15 protein-coding genes are annotated in these 18,032 nt (G+C 48.0%); 12 read left to right on the top strand and 3 right to left on the bottom strand.

Features of this window, described 5'->3' with window-relative positions:
• The first annotated feature begins 40 nt into the window (after window positions 1–40).
• From ribF to ispH, 5 genes are read left to right on the top strand one after another with little or no spacing between them, the layout of a single operon-like run.
• The gene (ribF, locus tag ACJJJA_RS03915; protein WP_444903774.1) at window positions 41–1,024 is read left to right on the top strand and encodes a bifunctional riboflavin kinase/FAD synthetase; all 984 of its coding nucleotides are present in this window, start codon (window positions 41–43) and stop codon (window positions 1,022–1,024) included.
• Between the two features lie 49 nt (window positions 1,025–1,073).
• The gene (gene ileS / locus ACJJJA_RS03920) at window positions 1,074–3,878 is read left to right on the top strand and encodes an isoleucine--tRNA ligase (RefSeq protein WP_444903775.1); all 2,805 of its coding nucleotides are present in this window, start codon (window positions 1,074–1,076) and stop codon (window positions 3,876–3,878) included.
• On the top strand, window positions 3,871–4,398 hold the full coding sequence (gene lspA, locus ACJJJA_RS03925) for a signal peptidase II (protein ID WP_252084448.1): 528 nt from the start codon (window positions 3,871–3,873) through the stop codon (window positions 4,396–4,398). The genes ileS and lspA overlap by 8 nt, the downstream gene beginning before the upstream one ends.
• 6 nt (window positions 4,399–4,404) lie before the next feature.
• Complete coding sequence (locus ACJJJA_RS03930; protein ID WP_252084449.1) at window positions 4,405–4,845, top strand: FKBP-type peptidyl-prolyl cis-trans isomerase; 441 nt, start codon at window positions 4,405–4,407, stop codon at window positions 4,843–4,845.
• A gap of 51 nt (window positions 4,846–4,896) precedes the next feature.
• Window positions 4,897–5,829 (top strand): 4-hydroxy-3-methylbut-2-enyl diphosphate reductase, encoded by a 933-nt coding sequence (ispH, locus tag ACJJJA_RS03935; RefSeq protein ID WP_252084450.1) that lies wholly within the window; start codon window positions 4,897–4,899, stop codon window positions 5,827–5,829.
• Window positions 5,830–5,864: 35 nt separating this feature from the next.
• Here the strand turns inward: ispH and ACJJJA_RS03940 are convergent, their stop codons facing one another.
• On the bottom strand, window positions 5,865–6,380 hold the full coding sequence (locus tag ACJJJA_RS03940) for a GspH/FimT family pseudopilin (RefSeq protein ID WP_444887974.1): 516 nt from the start codon (window positions 6,378–6,380) through the stop codon (window positions 5,865–5,867).
• A gap of 190 nt (window positions 6,381–6,570) precedes the next feature.
• Between ACJJJA_RS03940 and ACJJJA_RS03945 the strand changes: the two genes are divergently transcribed.
• From ACJJJA_RS03945 to ACJJJA_RS03970, 6 genes are read left to right on the top strand one after another with little or no spacing between them, the layout of a single operon-like run.
• Entirely contained in the window at window positions 6,571–7,137 is a 567-nt protein-coding gene (locus tag ACJJJA_RS03945) for a GspH/FimT family pseudopilin (RefSeq protein WP_444903776.1), read from the top strand.
• Window position 7,138: 1 nt separating this feature from the next.
• Entirely contained in the window at window positions 7,139–7,576 is a 438-nt protein-coding gene (pilV, locus tag ACJJJA_RS03950) for a type IV pilus modification protein PilV (RefSeq protein ID WP_252084453.1), read from the top strand.
• Between the two features lie 10 nt (window positions 7,577–7,586).
• Window positions 7,587–8,654: a PilW family protein gene (locus tag ACJJJA_RS03955; protein WP_444903777.1), complete on the top strand. Its 1,068-nt coding sequence runs from the start codon at window positions 7,587–7,589 to the stop codon at window positions 8,652–8,654.
• A 17-nt stretch (window positions 8,655–8,671) separates the two neighbouring features.
• Entirely contained in the window at window positions 8,672–9,217 is a 546-nt protein-coding gene (locus tag ACJJJA_RS03960; protein WP_444899123.1) for a pilus assembly PilX family protein, read from the top strand.
• Between the two features lie 6 nt (window positions 9,218–9,223).
• Window positions 9,224–12,637, top strand: coding sequence for a pilus assembly protein (locus ACJJJA_RS03965; protein WP_444903778.1), 3,414 nt, complete (start codon window positions 9,224–9,226; stop codon window positions 12,635–12,637).
• Between the two features lie 13 nt (window positions 12,638–12,650).
• Window positions 12,651–13,082: a type IV pilin protein gene (locus tag ACJJJA_RS03970; RefSeq protein WP_444887980.1), complete on the top strand. Its 432-nt coding sequence runs from the start codon at window positions 12,651–12,653 to the stop codon at window positions 13,080–13,082.
• Between the two features lie 91 nt (window positions 13,083–13,173).
• On the opposite strand, the gene ACJJJA_RS03975 is transcribed toward ACJJJA_RS03970, so the two are convergent.
• Both ACJJJA_RS03975 and ACJJJA_RS03980 read right to left on the bottom strand, forming a co-directional pair.
• Window positions 13,174–14,580, bottom strand: a complete 1,407-nt coding sequence (locus tag ACJJJA_RS03975) for a sigma-54-dependent transcriptional regulator (protein ID WP_444903779.1) — start codon at window positions 14,578–14,580, stop codon at window positions 13,174–13,176.
• A gap of 131 nt (window positions 14,581–14,711) precedes the next feature.
• Window positions 14,712–16,292, bottom strand: a complete 1,581-nt coding sequence (locus ACJJJA_RS03980) for a sensor histidine kinase (protein ID WP_444903780.1) — start codon at window positions 16,290–16,292, stop codon at window positions 14,712–14,714.
• Window positions 16,293–16,381: 89 nt separating this feature from the next.
• Here ACJJJA_RS03980 and ACJJJA_RS03985 point away from each other — a divergent pair, with 89 nt between their 5' ends.
• Window positions 16,382–18,010, top strand: a complete 1,629-nt coding sequence (locus ACJJJA_RS03985; RefSeq protein ID WP_444903781.1) for an NAD+ synthase — start codon at window positions 16,382–16,384, stop codon at window positions 18,008–18,010.
• Window positions 18,011–18,032 lie beyond the last annotated feature (22 nt).

The following is an 18,032-nucleotide window of genomic DNA, read 5'->3' on the forward strand; positions in this document are numbered from 1 at the left end:
ATACTGTGCGGCTCGATTTTATGAGGATGGGAAGATCGTTTTGGCCCAGGAACGCGAACTAATTCGCGGGTTGCACAACCTGCGCCCCCGCCACCGTGGATGCGTGGCGACGATCGGCTCGTTCGACGGCGTACATCTTGGTCATCAGGCGATCATTGCCCAGTTGCAACAGCGTGCGCTTGAGCAGGGTCTTCCTTCGGTAGCCATTATATTTGAACCCCAGCCCCACGAGTTCTTCTCTGGCGAGCAGGCTCCCGCGAGGCTGATGCGTTTTAAGGAAAAAGTGCTGGCGCTGTTCGATGTGGGCGTGGAGCGAGTCTTGTGCCTGCAGTTTAACGATACCCTGCGCGGCCTCAGTGCTGAGGCATTTATCCAGAGAATACTGTTTGATGGCCTGGGCATTCGCCATCTGGTGGTGGGCGATGATTTTCGTTTTGGCTGCGACCGCAGCGGAGACTATAGCCTCCTGCAAACGATGGGCGCCCAGCATGGCTTTACCGTGGAAGATACCGCGACTATGGAAATACGTGGCTCCAGGGTCAGCAGTACCCGTATTCGCGAAGCCCTGCAGAATGGTGATTTTGAGCTGGCTGAAACCCTCTTGGGGCGGCCCTACAAGATTACCGGCAGGGTGGCGCCAGGGCGTTCACTCGGTCGTCAGCTGGGTGCGCCCACGGCCAATGTGCGCCTGCAGCGCTACCGCTCCCCGCTAGTTGGCGTTTATATGGTACGCACTACTGCCACAGATGGTTCTGAGCTTGCTGCGGGGCGCCAAGACATAGATGGCGTGGCCAATGTGGGATTTCGCCCCACTGTAGAGGGCGAGGGCGCGCGCCCCCTGCTGGAGGTGAACCTGTTTGATTTCAATGGCAATCTCTATGGGCGAGAGCTCGCCGTGGAGTTCTGCCACAAGTTGCGCAACGAGGAGAAGTTTGCCTCGTTGGATATTCTCAAGGCTCGTATCGCCGAAGATATTGAAAATGCCCGGCAGTGGTTTAAACAAAATCCTAGACCGCACCAATAAACTGAGACGACCTAATTTATTTTTCTACTAGAGCTGAAGTAGACACCCAATGACTGATTATAAAGCGACCCTGAATCTGCCTGAGACCGATTTTCCCATGCGCGGCAATTTGCCGCAGCGTGAGCCGGCAATTCTGAAAAAATGGCAGGACAACAAGCTCTACGAAAAAATTCGCGAGGCGCGTGCCGGGCGCGAGCAATTTATCCTGCACGACGGCCCTCCCTATGCGAATGGCGATATTCATATTGGTCACTCAGTTAACAAGATTCTCAAAGACATCATTATCAAGTCGAAAACCCTGAGTGGTTTCGATGCTCCCTACGTACCTGGCTGGGACTGCCACGGCCTGCCGATTGAGCACCGCGTAGAGAAGAAAATTGGCAAAGCTGGCAGCAAGGTGGACCATAAGACTTTCCGTCAGAAGTGCCGTGAATATGCCGCCAAGCAGGTGGATGGGCAGAAGAAAGATTTTGTACGCCTGGGAGTGTTTGGCGAATGGGACAACCCCTACCGCACCATGGATTTCCAGTTTGAGGGCGATATTATTCGCGCCCTCGGCCGTGTGGTGAAAAATGGCCATCTTGCACGCGGTTTCAAACCGGTCTACTGGAGTGTGGTGGGTGGTTCCGCGCTGGCGGAAGCGGAAGTGGAGTATCAAGATAAAGTCTCCTATTCCATTGACGTTTGCTACCCGGTGAGTGAAGAGGCGGATTTGGCCATAGCCGATGCCTCTGGTGGCCACGCTGGAGAAGGCCCACTGTCGGTGGTGATCTGGACTACAACACCCTGGACCTTGCCTTCGAGCCAGGCGGTCTCCGTAAACGGTGAACTGGAATATGTGGTGGTGCAGGCAGGCAAGCGCCGCCTGTTGATCGCAGAAGCCTTAAAGGATGCGGTACTGGCCCGTGCAGGCTTCGAAGGGGAAATTGTGGGTCGCATTCGCGGCGCGGCCCTGGAGCACTTGAAAGTGCATCACCCCTTCTACGACAAGTTGCTGCCCATTGTCCTGGGCGATCATGTCACCACTGATGCTGGAACCGGCTGTGTACATACAGCCCCAGACCACGGTCCGGACGATTTCCAGGTAGGCAAACGTTACGGTATCGAGACCCTCAATTACATTGATAATAATGGTGTTTATCGCGACAGCGTGCCGCTATTTGCTGGCGAGCATGTCTACAAAGTGGACGACAAGATTGTTGCATTACTTGAGGAACGCGGTGTGCTGCTGCATAAGGGCAAGCTGGAGCACAGCTACCCGCATTGCTGGCGAACAAAGACACCGCTGATCTACCGTGCGACTCCTCAGTGGTTTATCAGCATGCGCCAAAATGACCTGCTGGATCAGGCGCAAAAAGCCGCCGATGACGTATTGTGGATCCCCGGCTGGGGTAAGGCACGAATCGACTCCATGCTCAATGGCAGCCCGGACTGGTGTATTTCCCGCCAGCGCACCTGGGGGGTGCCTATCGCTTTGTTCGTGAACAAAGAGACCCACGAGCTGCATCCGGAATCTCCTGCGTTGATGGATAAAGTGGCGGCCCTGGTTGACGAAAAGGGTATGGATGTCTGGTTTGATCTGGATGCTCGGGATCTTCTGGGTGATGAGGCGGAACATTACGAGAAAGTTACCGACACCCTTGATGTCTGGTTCGACTCAGGTGTGACCCATTACGCGGTGTTGGAGCGCCGCGAAGGGCTGCGCTTCCCCGCCGATCTATATCTGGAAGGGTCCGACCAGCATCGCGGCTGGTTCCAATCTTCCCTGAAGACTTCTATCGCCATTAATGGTTGCGCGCCTTATAGACAGGTACTAACCCACGGTTTCACCGTGGATGCGCAGGGGCGCAAAATGTCGAAGTCTATTGGCAATACCGTTGCTCCCCTGGATGTAATTAATAAGTTGGGTGCAGATGTACTGCGCCTGTGGGTATCGGCCACCGACTTCAGTGGTGAAATGGCCGTTTCCGACGAAATCCTTAAACGCACCGCCGATTCTTATCGCCGCCTGCGCAATACCGCGCGTTTCTTCCTATCTAACCTAGCCGGTTTCGATCCGCAAAAAGACCTGTTGCCGGAGGAAGAGTTGCTGGCACTAGATCGCTGGGCGCTGGATAAAGCTGCACACCTGCAGGATGAGATCCTGGCAGCCTACGATAATTACCAGTTCCACCAGATTTACCAGAAGCTGCATAACTTCTGCGTGGTTGAAATGGGTGGTTTCTACCTGGATATCATCAAGGACCGCCAGTACACCACCAAGGAAGATAGTGTCGCGCGTCGCTCTGCACAGAGCGCGCTCTACCATATTGTGCAGGCATTTGTGCGCTGGATTGCCCCAATCCTCAGCTTCACTGCGGAAGAGTTGTGGCAGTTTATTCCTGGTAATAATGCCGATAGCGTGTTTATCGAAGAGTGGTATCCGCTGCCCAAACTGTCAGCCGAAGCTGATAAAGGTGCGGACTATTGGGCTGTAATGGCCGAAGTGAAAACGGCGGTAAACAAGGTATTGGAGGAGCAGCGCGCTGCTGGAGCAATTGGTGGGTCTCTGCAGGCGGCAGTTACTCTGTATGCCAATGATGATCTGCGCGAGAAATTGCTCGAGTTGGAGAATGAACTGCGTTTTGTATTGATTTGCTCTTCCACTTCAGTGCAGCCTCTCAGCGATGCGGCGGGTGCTGAAAGCACCGAGCTTGAAGGTCTTAAAATTGGTGTGAGCAAAGTGGATCACCCCAAATGTGAGCGTTGCTGGCACTATCGTGCAGATGTGGGTGAAAACAGTGATTACCCAGATATTTGCGGCCGCTGTGTAGAGAATGTGGCTGGTGACGGCGAGGTAAGGCGCTATGCCTAAGACTAATCTGCTATTCGGCCACCCCTGGCGCTGGTATTGGCTGGCACTGGCTGTGGTGGTTCTGGATGTTGCCACTAAAGTCTGGGCTGTGGGCGAATTTATGTACGGCCCATCGGTGCAAATTATTCCGGGCTTTCTGCAGTTCACCTATGCGGAAAACTACGGTGCAGCTTTCAGCTTCCTGTCTGATGCGGGTGGTTGGCAGCGCTGGTTTTTTGGTGTGATCGCAATGGTGTTTAGCATTGTTGTGATTATCTGGTTGTGGCGTTTGCCAGCGCTAAAGCGCTGGGAGCCCTGTGCCCTGGCCCTGATTTTGGGTGGTGCTCTCGGTAATCTGTGGGATCGCATTCTGCTGGGATATGTGCGGGACTTTATTTCCGTGTACTACGGCAGTTGGCATTTCCCAGTGTTTAATGTGGCGGATATGGGTATCAGTATCGGCGCGGCCATGCTGGTTATAGAGTTGCTTTTCTTTGCAGAAAAAGACGGCGACAAGACAAAAAATAACGCGGAAGTTTAACGAACCATGAGTAATAGCGTTATCGGCGAGCACAGCCGCGTAACTCTGCATTTCAGCCTTAAGCTGGATGACGGTACCGAAGTGGATTCCACTTTCAAAGGTGATCCCGCCTCTTTTAGTGTGGGGGATGGCAGCCTGCTGCCAGGCTTTGAAAAAGCCCTCTTCGGTCTCAAAGCTGGCGATGAGGCGGAAATCGAAATCCCCCCTGAGCTGGGCTTCGGTCAGCGTAATCCGGCCAATATGCAAAAGGTGCGCCGCGACAGCTTCGCTCCGGATATTGAGCTGGAACCTGGCTTGGTAGTTTCCTTTGATAATGGAAGTGGTGAATTACCCGGTGTAGTTCGCGAGATTGAGGAAGATGAAGTAACCGTTGACTTCAACCACCCCCTGGCAGGGCAGACACTGAGCTTCCACGTAAAAATTATCGCAGTGGATTCGATTCAATAAGGGCAATTTTTCACCCGTTGAATAGATTATCGAAAGAGTGCTGAAGTAAAAATGCAAATCCGACTGGCTAATCCCCGTGGCTTCTGTGCCGGCGTCGACCGCGCGATTGATATTGTTAACCGTGCCTTAGATGTCTTTGGTGCGCCCATCTATGTACGTCACGAGGTGGTACATAATAAGTTTGTGGTGGAAAGCCTGCGCGAACGCGGTGCCGTGTTTGTGGACGAGCTGTCGGAAGTGCCCGATGATGTTATCGTTATTTTCAGTGCCCACGGTGTATCCAAAGCTGTGCAAAGGGAAGCAGAAGATCGCAACCTGCGTGTATTCGATGCCACCTGTCCACTGGTTACCAAGGTGCATATCGAAGTCAGCAAATTCAGCAGTGATGGCGCCGAGTGCATACTAATCGGCCACGCCGGACACCCGGAAGTAGAGGGCACTATGGGTCAGTATGATGGCACTGCTGGTGGTGCTATCTACTTGGTCGAAGACGAGGAGGATGTGGCCAAGCTAAAGGTGAATGACGAGAATAATCTCGCATATGTTACCCAGACCACCTTATCCATGGACGATACTGCCCGGGTAATCGATGCCTTGCGACAGCGCTTTCCCAACATCCGCGGTCCGCGCAAGGATGATATCTGCTACGCCACCCAAAACCGCCAGGATGCTGTCCGCCAACTTTCTCTGGAGAGCGACCTGGTGTTGGTTGTGGGCAGCCCTAATAGCTCCAACTCCAACCGCCTGCGCGAACTGGCCGAGCGCTGTGGTGCCGATGCCAAATTAATCGACGGCGCTGTTGATATTGATGCCGATTGGCTCACAGGCAAAAAATCCATTGGCATCACCGCCGGTGCCTCGGCTCCAGAGGTACTGGTGCAAGAGGTGATTGGCAAATTGCAACGGCTTGGTGCCACAGTGCCAGAAGAGATGGATGGGCGTGAGGAGAATATTCGCTTCTCTTTGCCCAAGGAGCTGCGCTAGCGCCTTTCTAAATGTTGATAATTGTAACTTCCTTTTTAGGGGCAGTTGCCGATATCTGCCTTTTCAATCCGCATTCGCCCACTTCTTGATAGGATTAGAGCCTGTGCGGCCTGAACTTCCTGAGCGCAGACATGTAGTGTTCCAGCTTGGAACGCCCCCAATGGCGAGCCTGTTTTCCGGCTTTCACCTGAGCTTATAAAAGAAATATAGTCCTTTACTGGCGAGTTAGGTGCTATTTGCACTTCCTTCAGGGCTTCTTTTTTGAGAATTAAGTGTTCATCGTTACTGCGTAAACCGTCATTATCAGGATCCAGAAAAATCTCCCAGCCTAATTCCCAACTTCCGAAGTTTCTCATGGTTACTCTTTGATTGTGGGTAATAGCATTTGTACGAGTCAATTGAACAGCATTAAACAGTTCTTCGGTTACTGCTTTTAGGCGTGTCTCTTGAATCATTGAAATAAAGCTTGGTGTTGCGATCATCACCAGTACCGTCAATACAGTGAGAACTATCAGTAATTCAAGCAATGTGAACCCTTGTTTATTCTTCATACATATCTCTACTCCTTGAAGTAGTTCTCCTTATGAAGACCATTAAGCCCCCAGAAAAAGCCGCTTGTCGGTCGCTAATAGAGATAAGAAAGTGAGGATGCTAAATTGTTAACTATACCGTTGGGTGACTTTTAACTGCTAGATGCTTGGCGGATGAGTGAACGTAAGTTATGAGTAAATTGAGGAAATAATGCATCGTAAGCGATTTATAAGTACTCATGGGGAAAAGCAGACTCAAAGCGGCTTTACTTTAATTGAGTTGTTGGTAGCTATGACAGTATTAGCAATTGTAATCTCGGTCGCTATCCCAAGCTTTACAGATATGATTAATAATTACAGGTCATTTGCATTAGCCGATGATTTTATTAATGCGCTTCATTATTCTCGTAGTGAGGCGGTAAAACGCGGTACTAATGTATCAATTTGTGCAAGTAGTAATGGCTCTAGTTGTGCAGGAGAAAATAAATGGTCTGATGGCTGGATAGTTTTTGTTGATGGAGCCTTGACAGAAAAGGCTGTTGACCCTGTTGTTGATAGTGTTTTGCGCAGTTGGGATTTTAAGGGTGAGGAAGCTGTTATTGGTGTTACACAAAATGCGGCAACAAAGTTTGTGCGGTTTACGGGTATGGGTACACTAGGTCGGTTTGTCCAGACGAATATCAGTGTAAAAACAACTGGCTGTACAGGAGATAGCGCAAAAAATATTGTGCTCGCTAGCTCCGGTGTTATTTCAATATCTAAAACAAGCTGTGAATAATATGAAAAAATTTAATGCACAGTATGGTGTTGGTTTAATTGAAGTGATGGTAACCGTATTGATCTTATCAACATCTTTACTTGGTTTGGCCGCACTACAGAGCAGGGCACTTCAGTACAATCATAGTGCCTACATGCGATCTCAAGCAAATATTCTTGCTTACGATTTATTAGATCGAATGAGAGCGAGCCGTGGCAGATTGGCTGATTATAATTTAGGTATTAATGATGCTCCTCCAATGGCTAGTGGTAATCAGGCACAATCTGACCTGATCGAATGGCGACAAGCACTTAATGAGCTATTACCAGAAGGCTCTGGTGGTATTTCATGTGATACAAATAATGTTTGTACTGTGGTCATCCAATGGGCTGAACATGATGCCACCGGATCAGATGGTAATGCGGATAAAAGTAACTTCCAGTATATGACGAGAATTTAGAGGGATGTATATGCGTGAACAATCGGGGATCTCCCTGGTAGAACTTATGGTATCAATTACCGTAGGTCTAGTGCTTCTAGCTGGTGTCACCCAACTATTTCTATCGAGTAACCTAACCTTTAGTACGCAAAATGCAATGTCGCGAGTTCAGGAAACTGGGCGTTTGGCGATAGAGTTTTTAAGTGAAGATATTCGAATGGCTGGCTATGTTGGATGTGCAAACCCTTCGCGTCATTCAGGTAGCGGAGATATGAAAAATTTCCTTAATAACAGCGACTTGATTAGTTATCGATATGATGTTGCAGTAGAAGGTGAGGATTCTTCCAAGGATGTCGCTGGGTTTCCAAATGGCGCACTGGCAGGCACTGATGCGATTTTAATTCGCAGTGCCTTTGGTAGTGGCGTTGGAGTAGCGGATATGAGTAATCCGACCCAGATATTTGTAGAGAATACTGGGGTGGAAAGTGGAGAGTGTGATGAAGGTAAAGATAAATATAGTGGATTTTGTGAAGGTGATATCGTTGTAGTATCAAGTTGTAGCTATGTGAGAGTTTTTCAGGCAACCGGTTTTGTTGGTGCCAGCTCCAGTGAAACTATTGGAATACAACATTCGGATATTGCCTCTTTTGAGCCAGGTAACAAAGTAGCAGTTTGGGGCGCTGAGACTACTGACGGACATAATTCTTTTGGAAAAGATGCTCAAGTAATTAATTTGGAATCAACTTTTTACTATATTGCCAATGGAACTTCCGGGCGCCCTAGCTTATTTAGGGCAGTAAATGGAGAGCAACAAGAGTTGCTCGAAGGTGTTGAAGATATGCAGATCACTTATGGTTTGGATATCAATGATGATGATGTTATTGATGCCTATCAAACGGCAGAAAAAATCGGTTCTATTCTTGACTGGAAGAAAGTTTCAACTGTTCGCTTAGATTTACTAGTGGCTAGTATTGAAGACAGTGTTTTACAAGAAGCCCAGCCATACACTTTTGACGGTAAAGTTATTAATAACCCAGGGGATCGTCGTCTTCGGCAGGTGTTTACCAGTGTTGTAACAATAAGAAGCCGTGTGCCCTAATTATAATAAGGTCTCCTATGTATAAAGAAATCAGTACTTTCAAGCAGGAGCGAGGAGCCACTTTGTTAGTTGGCTTGGTCATGTTATTGCTAATGACATTTATTGGCCTTGCGGCTATCCGTGGGAGTGGTATGCAGGAGCTTATGGCAGGCAATATGCGGGATCGTCAATTGGCGTTTCAGGCCGCAGAGTCTGCTCTTCGAGTCGCTGAAGAAAATCTAATAACCGAGCTTAATAAACCTATTAGTACAATTTTTGATGGCGATACTGTTGGATATGGTGAGGAGTTAGATGGTTCGAAAAATAGTGGATTCTGGCTGGATTTTAGCTGGTCTGGTGTGTCGGTAAAGGCTGACCTTGATCTAGAAAATATAGCTAGCCAGCCAATTTATATTGTGGAAAAGGTGACGACTGAAGCAAGTAATACAGGTGAAACTGGTGGTGCTATTGATCTTGAGTCTGTGGATAAAGGTGTCCCTCCCAATTATTACCGAATAACCAGTAGAGGTGTCGGCGGTACTGAAAATACGGTTGTGATTTTGCAATCTACTATGAAAGATTGAGTGGTGATGAGAAAAGTAGCTATGTCATTTATATCTAGAAAAATTAAAAATTTCTCTGCAGTAATTGCCGCATCACTAACGCTTGGAATTGCCCATAGTGCTGCGTCCCTAACGCTATCCCAACAGCCTTTATTTTTAAAGCAGGGTACTGATCCGAATATTATGTTTGTTCTTGATGACTCAGGTTCAATGCAGTTCGAGATTACTCCCTCTGAAGTGGCTAATTACTTTAATAAGCTGGATCGGGTCGTCTATGTTTTTCCAAATACGGAAACAAATAGTTCCTCTGTAAAATTTGTACCCTGTCCATATGCAGATGGGGATACATCAAGTTGTGATTACTGGGCTAATGGTGATCAGGCGATACCAAGGTTTGAAGATGATAATAAGTGGGCGGCTTATTTCCGTTCTGCTCATAATAATAAGACATATTATAATCCAGAAATACGCTACGAACCATGGTCGAAGGAGGATGGTTCTCTTTGGCCGGCGGCAAATCCAGAGGCGGCTTACCATAACCCAGCAAATACTTCAAAAGGTTGGAGAAATCTAACAGTTGATAATTATCAGCGTGCAAAATGCTGGCTATGGGATTCTGCGAATAAGAACTCCCATAAAAGTGATGCTTGTGGCAATGGCTATTTGTATTTTTATCCGGCTACTTACTTCCAATATAGCGGTAATGGTAGTCTTTTTGATTCGTCAAGCTATAGCCGTAAAGAGATTCGATCCGGTCTGACTTTCCCTCGTAGCGAAGATCGAACGGATTGTAAACTATCGACTACTTCTTGTAGTTATGAGGAGGAGATCCAGAATTTTGCTAATTGGTATTCATATTACCGTTCCCGGGTATTACTTTCCCGTGCTGGAATTGGTAAGGCATTTTCTTCTCAAACAGAAGGTCTCAGAGTGGGTTTTGGAACCCTAAATAAAGGAACCAGCAATGTAGATCAGGTTAGTACGGGTACCATTATTAGTGGTGTACGCGCTTTTTCTGGAGATGATCGTGAAGATTTTTTTGAAAATCTTTACGGTGTAGATATTCCTCAGGCAGGTACTCCACTCTTAAGTGCCTTAAAGCGAGTTGGTGACTATTACAGTCGAACGGATAGGAATGGTCCTTGGGCAGGGGAACCTGGAACTAATGACTCCAGTGCTCAAGTTGCGTGTAGGGCGAGCTATACCATTTTGATGACAGATGGTTATGGTAATGATTACAGCAGTATATCTAGCTTTGGTAATGTAGATGGTAATGATGGAAATCCATTTCAGGATTCTCGTTCGAATACTCTTGCAGATATAGCCAGGTACTACTGGGAAAATGATTTACATGGCAGTCTCGATAATAAAGTCGATAGTGGGGACGCTGATCCGGCAGACTGGCAACATATGGTAACCTTTGGTGTAGGTTTAGGAGTGACAGGTAGTGTTGACTCTGATACCGCTTTTAATGCTATTGAATCTGGTGCGGCAATTTCCTGGCCAAACCCTAATAATAGTGATGCGGCGAAGCTAGATGATTTACTCCACGCTGGGGTTAACAGTAGGGGGGGGTTTTACAATGCAGCAAATGCGACTGTATTTGCATCTCAGCTTTCCGATCTACTTACCAGAATAAATGAGAGAGAGGCTTCCTCTTCATCTGTTGCAGCCAATTCAACGAGGCTGAGCACAGACAGTGCAATCTTTCAAGCTATTTTCAACTCGGGTGATTGGAGTGGCGAAATAAAATCTATTAGGCTGGAGAGTGATGGAACACTTTCTGATACGACTCTTTGGAGTACCTCAACAGCGGGAAAAATTCCAACGAATAATCGAGATATCATAACTTTTGATGGTTCTGATACGGTTAATTTTTCTTGGTCAAATTTAACCAGTAGCCAGAAGACGGCCTTAATTGGTACTGACGATGAAGATTTGGCAAAGCAAAGATTGAACTGGGTGCGTGGTGAAGACGTCGATGGTCTACGTGACAGGGCTGTTTTACTAGGGGATGTTGTAAATGCAAGCCCTGTATTGGCGAGTAATAAAGATCAAAAATTTAAAACACTTCCAGACAATCTTGGGGGGAATAGCTATCAGGACTACCTTGAAGGTCGAAAAAATAACCGCAGTGAAATTCTCTATGTAAGTTCGAATGATGGCATGCTGCATGCCTTTGACTCATCTGATGGATCAGAAAAGTTTGCATATGTCCCCAGTGCTATATATTCAAAATTAAAGAATGTTGCAGCGCTGGATTATGGTACTGAGGATAACCCGCATCAATATCTTGTTGATGGTCCTTTGTTTGTCAGTGATGCCTACTTTGCCAAGAATAAAAGCGGTAGCCCAAAGTGGATGAATGTTCTCGTTGGAACTTATGGCGCAGGGGCTAAAGGATTATTTGCCTTAGATATTACTGATCCTGAGAATCCTGACATACTATTTGAAATTGATGGTTCTAATCCTGATATTGGCAATATTCTTGGGCGACCAATAATTGCCCCTACAGAGGATGGTTGGAAAGTTATATTTGGTAATGGTTATAATTCAGCCAATGATAAAGCTAAGTTGCTGGTGATTGATTTAGCTGACCCAGCTGATATCCAGGTAATTGCCACAAATACTAATACGGATAATGGATTGGCCGGTCCCTCATTACTGATTGACTCAAATAGAGTGGTGCATGCTGCTTATGCTGGGGACTTGATGGGTAATATGTGGAAGTTCGACATTTCCGGCAGCAAATGGCAGTTAGCTTTTTCAGGTAATGCTCCCTTATTTACTGCGAGGGACCCAAATGGAAAGGTTCAACCAATTACTTCTACCCCGGTACTTGGTTCTAATGCGGAAGTAGACGGGGCGATTATGGTTTACTTTGGTACAGGGAAATATGTAAGCCAAACAGATCAAACCGCTGGAAGCATTATTCATAGCTTTTATGGAATAGTGGATAAAGGGGTGGTTTTGTCAGGCACCGACCGTTCTGATTTGATGCAAAAAAGTATAGTTGAAACTGGTAATTCTAGGAGCGTTACCAACGATGGGGACACTAGTTGGTGGCCGACAAAAAGTGGATGGTATTTGGATTTTAATTCTACTGGTTCTTCAATAAGTGGAGAGAGAGTAATTAGTAAACCCCTGCTGATTAATGACCGCTTGATTTTCCCAACTTTGATCCCTTCGGATGATCCTTGTGTTGCCGGTGCCTCAGGCTGGATTATGGAATTAGTAGCATTGGGTGATCCTAGATTTGCTGGAGAGTCGATCATTGGTGGATCTAAAAAAGTTGACGAGGCTATTATCGGTTTTTCCGATGTAATTATTGCGGGAAGAAAAATTATTGCTCCATACATAGATGTTGGTGGGAATGCTGGAACTACTGGCGGTTTTCGGATTGGGGGTATTGAAAGGATCTCTTGGAGACGGATACGTTAGGTGAAAGTAGCTTATGAAAATGAATGTTAAAAAACCAAATTCAGGTTTTACTCTAGTGGAATTGATGGTTGTTGTTCTGATTATTGGGATCATCAGTGCTGTAGCCATCCCCTCGTATATGGAAATGATAAGAGAGGGGAATCGAACTGATGCGCAAACCGTATTAAATGACGTTGCACATAGGTTACAGCGCTGCTTTACAACTTATAGCACTTACAATAATGATAATTGTGCCGTCGCAGCATCAATCACAGAGGGAAACAGTATTGAATCTGAGAAAGGTTACTACACAGTCACAGGTATTTTAGCGGCAGCAACTTTTGATCTTACTGCGCAACCTGTTGCAGGAAAGAGCCAAAGTAAAGACAGTGAATGCACTGCGCTAAAGTTGGATGAAGCAGGAGCTAGGACGGCAACTGGATCAAATACTTCAGAGTGCTGGTGAGACTCTTCTTTTTTTACTCTTTACTTTGTTAATGGCTAAAAAGAATGTCTAAGGGATATCACACGGATCAGTGTGATATCCCTTGACCACCTTAAGTCTCCAGCCCCAATTTCTTCAACCGGTAACGCAGTGAGCGAAAACTGATACCAAGTTTCTGAGCTGCGGCGGTACGGTTCCAGCGAGTCTTGGTGAGTGCGCTTTCAATCGCTTCTTTTTCAATATCCTGCAGGAATTCATCTAGGGAGTTGTACTGGCTGGGATCAAAGCGATTGTTTTCTTCCGATTGGTTTCTATTTAAGGCTTCACCTTTAGTGCTAGTAGAGGAAGCCTCTCGATCTTGCGATTGCTCATCCTTCTCCAGTAGCAGGTCATCAAGGCAAATTTCCTGATGATCGCATAGGGTGAAGGCGCGTTGGAGGATATTTTCGAGTTGGCGAACATTACCGGGAAAGGGGAAAGCCTGTAGGGCTTGCATGGCATCGGTAGATATGCCAGGGGGTATTGTCCCTGAATTTTGGGCAATACGCTGCATAATGGCATCGACCAATAAGGGTATATCTTCACTGCGCTCGCGTAGAGGGGGTGTGGATATTTCGATTACATTGATGCGGTAATAGAGGTCGCTGCGAAAGCGCCCTTCGCTGACCTCTTTGGCCAGGTCCTTGTGAGTAGCGCTGAGGATACGTACATCGATAGGAGTTTCCTGGCTTGCGCCTATAGCCCGAATACGTTTTTCCTGTATTGTACGCAAAAGCTTGACCTGCATATCCAGAGGTAGGTCGGCAACTTCGTCAAGAAATAGAGTACCGCCCTGAGCGCTCTGTAGTAGACCCGCTTTGTCTTTATGTGCGCCGGTAAAACTGCCTTTTTTATGCCCAAAAAACTCGCTCTCCATAAGGTCAGTGGGAATGGCTCCACAGTTAATGGGGACGAAAGGTTTGTCGGCACGGGCTCCCTGGGAATGAATGGACCGGGCAGCCAGTTCTTTACCTGAGCCCGATTCGCCACTGATATAAACCGGGGCATCACTGCGCGCAACTTTGGCTATCTGTTCGCGCAGCTTGCGCATATTGGGGGCTTCCCCTAAGAGCAGCTGCTTCGCGCTCTTGCTCTGTTGTGGATCTCGCTCCCTATTCACGCGTAGGGCCAGCTGAGCGAGGTTGCGAAGCCGTTCTAAATCGACCGGTTTACTGACAAAGTCAAATGCGCCGAGCTTTAGCGCCTTAATGGCAGTATCCATATTGCCGTGCGCGGTAATCACTGCGATGGGCAAGTCTCGAAGAACACCACTCTGGATATGCTCGACTAGTTGTAGACCATCGCCATCTGGCAGACGCAGGTCGGTCAGGCAAAAATCATAGTGGTTCTCTTTAAGCAGGCGTGTTGCCTCCGCTAAGCTGGCGGCGGTGTGACAGTTCACATCCATGCGCTGCAGAGTGAGTGTGATTAGTTTGCAGATATCCGGTTCGTCATCGACAACCAGGGCCAGAGGTAGCATCAATTCTCTGTCTTTTCTTGTTTTGTGGAGATTGTGGGCAAAGGTGCCGATTCTGATTATGTCAGAAATTCTTTACGAATATTCTCATACATTTTGGGAAATATTCCTGAGCAGAATCAAGTCACATTCTTTTAGTGAGCAAATTCAACTCTAAAGCAACTCATATCATCCTTGCTACGGCAGTGGTAGAGATTGGCCTGATTGGTTTCACAGAGTTCTCGGGCAATATAAAGACCCAGACCACTGCCGCGGCTGCCGGTGGTGAAAAAGGGCTCAAAAATCTTGTCTTGGTGTGCCTGTGGAACCCCAGGCCCTTGGTCTTTCACATCCAATTGAGTACAACCGCGCTCAGAATTGTAGTACACACTAATTGAGGCATGTCTCTTGCCGGAGGCTACTTGAGAGTGGTGCAGGGCATTGTCGGTTAAATTGGTGACCACCTGGGCCATTTGTGCCGAGTCAAACCTGGCTTTGAGGGGGTTCTCAGGTAGGTCGAGCTCAACTTGATCTGCCCCAATGGATCCGGCGTTATAGTCTTGGATCAACTGTTGTAGCCAGCTACTGATGTCATGTTCCTGGGGATTGCCTGCTCGACGCCGCGAGAGTTGCATAACATTTTCGACGATCTGATTAACCCTCTGGCTCTGCCTACAGATGATTTCGGTGAGATAGTGATCTTCCTCAGCCAATTGGGAGGACTCAGACAACAGTTGGGCAGCATGGCTGATAGCCGAGAGAGGGTTGCGAATCTCATGGGCGATGGAGGCGGTGAGATGTCCGAGAGAGGCAAGTTTCAATTTCTGTGCAGCTACGGTTAGCTTGCGATTATCTTCTACGAATACCAGTGAACTGTTGCCGCTTTCATGCTCGAGCTTCGCGAAGTTTAGGTGCAGTTCTCTACCATTGTCCCCTTGTAGCAGTGAAGTATCGGGTCCTTTAGTATCGCGCCACTGGCGAATTGACTGGAGTAGTGAGCCCCCTGCGAGGCTTTTAGCGTGTAACTGCTCTCCCAAGAGCCGTCGGGCTGCCTGATTAATCAGCTCGGGCTGGCCAGTAGGGCCCATTACCAGTACTCCGGTGCCCATACGCTCAATAATCTGCTGTGCCAGCCGCTGAAGGTGTGCAGCTTGGCGGCTTTGCTGGTCGGCGCGAATATTGGCGCTACGAATACGTACAGACAAATATTGTAATGCGCTCACCGTGGCGAATAGCAACAGGCCTAGGCTTCCTGCGGCGACAATATCCTGACTGGTGCCTTTACCTGAGATCAAATTATACAACTCTAGGCCGATGACCCCGAGACTTGCCAGCGCCGCGAAGAAGGCACTCATTCGGCGATCTAAAAGAATAGATCCGATTGAACAATTGATTAGTAGTAGATAGCCGAGACCGGAGTTCAAGCCACCACTGGATTCAATTAAAAGAAGGAAAACCAGAATATCACAGGCCAGAATGATACCAATTTGCCCTGTGCCTACTTGATAGGCCTGCTGGCGTAAAAAAATTAACCAGCCAAAGTTAAGTAGGGAATACACCACGCTTGTATATAAGAAAAGTAGCGGTGCAGTATCTCCAAGGGCGCCGGCTCCTATATCCGAATAGAAAATTCCAAGTAACACTAGGGCGATAGATAGCCGATAAATTGCGCAAATTCGCAATAGCTCATGGTGTTGAAAAGAGGGGGTTGTACTGGTGTCGTTGGTACTACTCAAGGTGGTTTCCCGGTATGTTGTTATGGTGACCGCTGCCGTTAGAGCCCACAGGGGTTACAATGGCGGCCTGTCTTGTCCGAGGTTTAACCATGTCTACTTTGCAGCTAGTGCTGGCACAAATCAATTCTCTCGTGGGAGATATTCCCGGTAACACCGCTCGAGTTATTGAGGTGGCTAATAGGGCACACCGTGAATTGGGTGCAGATTTGGTTCTGTTTCCCGAGTTGACTTTGTGCGGTTACTCTCCAGAGGATTTATTGCTGCGTCCCAGTATGCAAACCCGTATTGAGGCTGCACTGGAAGCATTGAAAGCGGTTCAGCTGCCCTGTGCGATTCTGGTCGGTTATCCCCGTCATCTAAACGGCAAGCTGTTTAATATGGCGGGCCTGATTGCCAACGGAGAGTTGGTGGCGGAGTATGCCAAGCAAAAATTGCCAAACTATCAAGTATTCGATGAGAAGCGTTATTTCACCAAAGGTGATCAACCTTGTGTCGTGGATATCAAGGGTATTTCGGTAGGCTTTAGCATTTGCGAGGATATCTGGCATCGGGAACCCATACAGCAGACCGTAGAGGCAGGGGCCAAATTGATTCTGAATATCAATGCCTCTCCCTTTCATCGCGGTAAATCTCTTCAGCGACAGGAGTTGATATCCACTCAGGCGCGTGTAGCGGAAACACCAATTGTGTACGTGAATTGGTGTGGTGGTCAGGATGAGCTGGTCTTCGATGGGGGTTCAATGGCTGTGGATGCCGATGGACAGATCTGCGCCAGGGCAGAAGAATTTGCCGAGCAGTTACTGCCCGTATCGGTTTCCCAGCAGAGTGGAAGAGTAACCCTATTACCCGGTGAGGTGGCGCCTCTTATGGGGGATCTGGCATCGGTTTATCAGGCGCTGGTACTGGGAGTACGCGATTATGTTAATAAAAATGGTTTTAACGGTGTGGTACTGGGACTCTCAGGTGGCATTGACTCGGCTTTGACCCTGGCGATTGCCGTGGATGCACTGGGCAAAGATCGGGTGGAAGCAGTGATGATGCCATTCCATTACACTTCAGATCTGAGTAAGACCGATGCCGCCGATCAGGCACAGCGCCTTGGCGTCAATTACCGGGAAATTGGAATTGAGCCCATTTTCGATGCCTTCATGGGGGCATTGGCGGAAGAGTTTGCAGGTAATGCGAGAGATACCACCGAGGAAAACCTGCAGGCGCGAGCTCGCGGAGTATTGCTTATGGCGATCTCCAATAAGAAGGGGGCCATGGTACTGACTACCGGTAATAAGAGTGAAATGGCAGTCGGTTATGCGACTCTTTACGGAGATATGGTTGGGGGCTTCAACGCGCTAAAAGATGTACCTAAGGTACTGGTGTTTGAGTTGGCGCGCTATCGAAATACGGTCTCGGAAGTCATTCCTGAAACTGTTATCACACGACCGCCAAGTGCTGAGTTGGCCCCAGATCAGGCGGATACCGACAGTCTGCCTCCCTACGAGGTGTTGGATGAGATTCTGAATCTCTACGTTGACAGAGACTATAGTGCCGAGCAAATTGTTAAGCAGGGATTTGAGCGCAGCATTGTGGAGCGTGTAGTGCGCCTGGTATCACGCAATGAGTACAAGCGTCGCCAGGCTGCCGTGGGTGTGCGGATTTCAGAGCGGGGTTTTGGCCGAGATCGACGCTACCCGATAACCAATGGTTGGAAGGCTGGCGAGTAAGCTGGACTAGAACATAAAACGG

Source organism: Microbulbifer mixtoriginis (SeqCode) (genome assembly GCF_052466865.1).